The organism is Kitasatospora sp. NPDC001225, assembly GCF_053597855.1.
Genome location: NZ_JBSFJC010000322.1, coordinates 1 through 3,002, shown reverse-complemented (window position 1 = coordinate 3,002; position 3,002 = coordinate 1). Strand labels below are relative to the sequence as shown.

The 3,002-nt window shown below is 74.9% G+C and carries 2 protein-coding genes; both read right to left on the bottom strand.

Going from position 1 to position 3,002, the window contains the following annotated elements; genetic code table 11:
- Positions 1 to 47: 47 nt before the first annotated feature.
- Positions 48 to 2,036 (bottom strand): hypothetical protein, encoded by a 1,989-nt coding sequence (locus ACWDCZ_RS39875; RefSeq protein ID WP_449818530.1) that lies wholly within the window; start codon positions 2,034 to 2,036, stop codon positions 48 to 50.
- Positions 2,037 to 2,269: 233 nt separating this feature from the next.
- A partial coding sequence (locus ACWDCZ_RS39870) for an MFS transporter (protein ID WP_449818529.1) occupies positions 2,270 to 3,002 on the bottom strand: 733 nt, incomplete at its 5' end.

The window sequence follows — 3,002 nt, the reverse complement described above, 5'->3', positions numbered from 1 at the left end:
TGAGGTGGTCAGCCCCGGGCGGCAATCACCACGTCACGTCCTCACTGTCAGGCGAGCTTCTGGCAGAGCAGCGCGTAGGGTCGGGCCGCCCAGAGCTGCCACCAGGGCTGGGTGTAGGCCAGGCCCGCGGCGACCTCGTCGTTGGCGCACTGGCCCTTGGCGAAGCCGTAGGAGAAGTCGCCGCCGGCGGCCGCGGTGGGGCGGTTGTCGCCCTTGTCGAACCAGAGCGTGCGGGTCGATGTCCCCAGCGGGGCCGCGGACTTGGCGCAGAGCGCGCCCATGGTGCGGCCGTCGCGGCTGTAGCCGGTGAGGACGGAGCCGGCCGGGCACTGGGCCTTGGCGTAGCCGGGTGCCCAGTCGGTGGTCACGTAGGTGCCGCCGTGGTCGACGACGTACGCGTGGCCGGCGTCCCAGAGGTCCGGCTTCGTGACGTCCGTGCACAGGCCGTTGTCGCCGCCGTGGCTGAGTCCGATCAGCCGGGTGCCGTCCGGGCAGGAGGCCTTGAGCGCGCGCGGGTCCCAGTCCGGCCGGGTCTTGAGGTAGGCGGAGCGGTTGTCGTCGAACAGGCCGGCACTGAGCGCGGTCCAGTTCACCAGGGGCACCGGGGACTGTCCGGCGCCCACCGAGACGAGCGGCCATTCGCGGTGGAAGGCGAGGAAGGGCAGGTCGGCCTCGAGGATCGGGGTGCCGAGGATGGCGAGCCGGGCCATCAGCGCCCCGTTGATGTCGAGTCCGCCGTAGAGGGCTGCCGTGCCGTTGACGGTCGGCGTGGTGCTGGTGCCGTCGAGGACGACGGAGCCGTTGACGGCGGCCCGCAGGTACGGCTCGATGGAGGCCTTCACGCCGACCGTGTCGTACAGGGCGATCGAGCCTTCGGCGAGCAGGCCGGCCTTCGCCGAGGCGGAGCCCCTCAGGTCGAGGCGCAGCGGGGAGACGGTGGAGCTCCCGGGGTCGGTGGTGGTGGTCCAGCCCGGGCCCTTGACGTAGTCGGAGTGGACGCCCCACTGGCCGTCGTACGCCTGCTCGGCGTCGAGGGTGACGGTGCCGTCGGCGCTGACGTCGGCGGAGAGGGTGAAGGCCAGGTTGATCACGACGGGCAGCGGGCCCACCATCACCACGGGGCTGGCGCTGTACGTGGCCAGCGGGATCCGGACCGGCCCGGTGCTCGCGGTGAGGTTCGCGCTGACGCGCCAGTCCGCGTGCGCGCCCAGGGTGAAGCCGACCCGGGCCTGCTGGGGGTCGATGAGGCCGAGGCCGCCCTGGTAGGAGAAGTCGATGGCCGGGTGGAGGGACACCGAGCCGGACAGCTTCGCCGAACTGCCGTCGGGCAGCGGGACGGTGGCGTCGGCGCTCAGCCCCAGGCTGCCGGAGACCGAGCCCTGGCCGGAGGTCGCTCCGAAGTCGGTGACGACCTTGACGCCGCCGATCTGCGGGTGGACCTCGAAGCTGCTCGGGCTGACGGCGCTGCGCAGGTTGGTGCTGGTGCCGCCGAGCAGTTCGGGGAGGGTGGCCGGGCGGGTGGTGACGGCCACCTTCCCGTCGGCGGTCGACTGCACACCGGTGACGGCGACCAGCGCGCCGTGCGGGGCCGCCGGGGTGGGCGGGCTGTCGATCAGCTGCCCGGGCTGGACGGCGGACGCGGCGTCAGCGGCCGTGGCCTGGGCGGACAGCGACTGCGGACCGGCGGTGGCCGGTGCGAGCACGGCGGTGCCGCTGCTCGGGTCGAAGGAGGAGAGCGCGAGGACGGGAGCGGTGGTGGCGGTCGCCGGCGCGCTGCCCTGCGCCGGGGCCGCCACCGTGGCCGCGGCCGTGCCGGACGTCGGGGGCGCCAGCGTCGCCGACGTGCTCGGGTCGGCGGACGAGGCGGAGGGGTCGGTGGGCGCGGTCGGCGCGGTGGTCGAGGGCGCGGTGGTCGAGGTGCTTGCGGTGGTGCTCGCGGCGGCCGGTGAGGCCGCCGCCCCGGTGAGGGCGGCGCCGCAGAGGAGGAGCACGGTGGTTGTCGCCGCGGCTGACAGTGTCAGCTTGCGCACGGTCACGTGGAGGGTCCCTTCGGGGTCAACGGTGCTGGGGCAGTGGTGACTTGTGGCGGGACGCACAGCTCGGAGTCGTCGCACGGACTCTCGAACCGCCGGGTAACATAACACTGACGGACAGCCCTGTTGACTGGTTCATGCAAATCCCGGGTCACGGCCACCGAGACTTCACCGCGCTGGGGCGGGGCCTTCCCCTCGGGTTCACCCGGCACTCGGCGCCCGGCACCGTGGCGCCGTCAGCCGCCCCGCCTGCCGAGACGGGCCGTGGCCGGGAGGCCGACGAGCAGCAGGAGTACGGCCGCCGCCGCGTAGGCGAGGTGGTGGCCGCTCAGGGACAGCTCGCCGTGGCCCGCCGCGCCGACGCTCTGGGCGATGCCGGCGAGGACGGTGGGGCCGATGCCGCTGCCGATCTGCAGGGCGGTGGCCGTGACCGCCGAGGCGGTGCCGTGGGCCTGGTCCGGCACCTCGCGCAGACCGGTGACGGTGATGGCGGGGAAGGCCAGGCCCTGCCCGATGCCGGTGACGACCAGGCCGGCCAGCACCGGCCCGAGGTACGGGCTGTGCTCCCCCGCAGCGCACCACAGCAGCACGCCGCCGGCGGTGAGCAGCAGGCCCGTGGCCAGCAGCGGGCGTGGTCCGCGGGTCCTCATCAGCCGCCCGGAGACCAGGGCGGCCGCGGCCACGGCCAGGCTGACGGGGAGGACCGCGAGGCCCGAGACGGCCGGCGGCATGCCGCGCACCTGCTGGAGGTAGAGCGGCAGCAGGAACAGCGACCCGGTGACGCAGAAGTAGAACGCGCCGGCCACCACCGCCGCGGTCCGCACGCCGGGCGTCCGCAGAAGGTCCCGGTCCAGCAGGACCGCGTCCCCGCCCCGGGTGCGCCCGCGGCGCCACCACAGCCAACCCCCGGCCACGGCGGCCGCCAGCAGCGCGGCCGCGAGCGGGCCGCCGCCGGGGCGGGAGGCCAGG